The sequence below is a fragment of the Pseudomonas putida genome (assembly GCF_028682175.1).
In the GTDB taxonomy this organism is placed as follows: domain Bacteria; phylum Pseudomonadota; class Gammaproteobacteria; order Pseudomonadales; family Pseudomonadaceae; genus Aquipseudomonas; species Aquipseudomonas putida_AD.
The window spans coordinates 1-1,384 of record NZ_JANHKS010000106.1; the positions used below are offsets into that span (position 1 = coordinate 1).

2 protein-coding genes are annotated in these 1,384 nt (G+C 51.2%); both read left to right on the forward strand.

All coding sequences use genetic code 11. The annotated features are described in order from the left end of the window. On the forward strand, positions 1 to 520 hold a 520-nt coding region (locus NPS29_RS28640; RefSeq protein ID WP_274136864.1), incomplete at its 5' end, for a hypothetical protein. After that, a partial coding sequence (locus NPS29_RS28645; RefSeq protein ID WP_274136865.1) for a DUF6708 domain-containing protein occupies positions 520 to 1,384 on the forward strand: 865 nt, incomplete at its 3' end. The genes NPS29_RS28640 and NPS29_RS28645, both read left to right, overlap by 1 nt.

Genomic DNA, 1,384 nt, shown 5'->3' on the forward strand with positions numbered 1-1,384 from the left:
GATTGCGTCGGCGTGGGGGGCGGGGTTGAAGTTGTATGGCGGAATGTTGGGGGCTGTCGGTGGGGTGATTGGGGCGGCTGTAGATGGGGTTAGCGTTTATGACCAAGCCCTTAAGAACCGGATTGGTCTAGCCAGTGCTTACGCATTAAGAACTCTCGTCGCTGCGGGCATGACGATTCTAAACTTGGGCGTGGCGATTTCGGGTAGTGGGCCATATTTGAGGCTGTTAATGAGCAGGGTCAGCAATGAATTGCTTTTAGCAGTGCTGCGTCGGTTGGAGCTGTTTGCGAAATATCTTGCCAAAGATGCAATCGAGAAAAAAATGAAAAGATGGTTGGCAAGATTGCCATGGGCCGCGTTAGCAGTGAGCGTCGCGGTTTGGCTATTGGAGCCGCAGGCCATTGAAAAGTGGTGTGAAAAATCAGCATTCCGCAAGGATAAAACTGGCAAGGGGTTCAAAAACGAAGCCGATGAACTGATCGAGTTGGAAATGGCCTTTAACAAGATGGTAGAAAGCTGATGTATATATTTGAAAAGTTTTCTTGGAACAGTTTGACGGAGTCAGCGGAGAAGCGTGCTGAAGCCGATGAAATGATGGCTGAAAGCGATAAAGCCACACGCGAGCGCCTGGCTGCTACGGCTAAACCGGGTGATAACGACCAACTTCCGTTGGATGAAGCGGCAAGCGCTTACCCGACTGATGCAGATTCCCTATATGCATTCACTGAAAATTACGTCGAGATACGTGCGGCGTTTCAAGAAGATAAGCGAGGGTTGATAACCTTTGGAATTATCTCCTTGGCACTAGTTCTGAATGCTTACTTTGGTTTCGTATTTGTTTATTCTCCGTTTAATTTCTTAATTTTCGGCACGCCATATGTTGAGCCATGGGATGTCGGAATGTTTTTCTTTGGGGTTTTCACGTTCGCCATCTGGTTTGTAGTCAATTACTTTCTTTGGAAGTATTGCTGGACCTGGATTAGAACCGAGCTTTTCACCCATCGCCACCTAGTCGCTCGTTTTAACCGAAAAACCCGCCAAGTCCATATCAACCGACCCGCGTACGCTGGCGGCGTGGTTACATTGCCGTGGGATGCCGTGTTTGCGGGCGTCAAGCCCGAAGACGAAGAATACATGGGCATTGGCGGCGTGCTGATCCTCGGCTTCATGTCCGAGCAGACCGGCGCTGGCTATGACGAAATGATGATGCTCGGCCGGCCGATGAGCGGTAGCGCTGAACTGGTGGGATTCTGGGAATACATTCGCCGCTACATGGAGGAGGGCCCTGATTCCGTTCCACGTCCCAAGCGCCTGCTAAAACTGCACCCGTTCACGCTTGAGCCCTTGCGTGCCGCGCTGCGTTTTATGTCCTTCACCTGGCGCG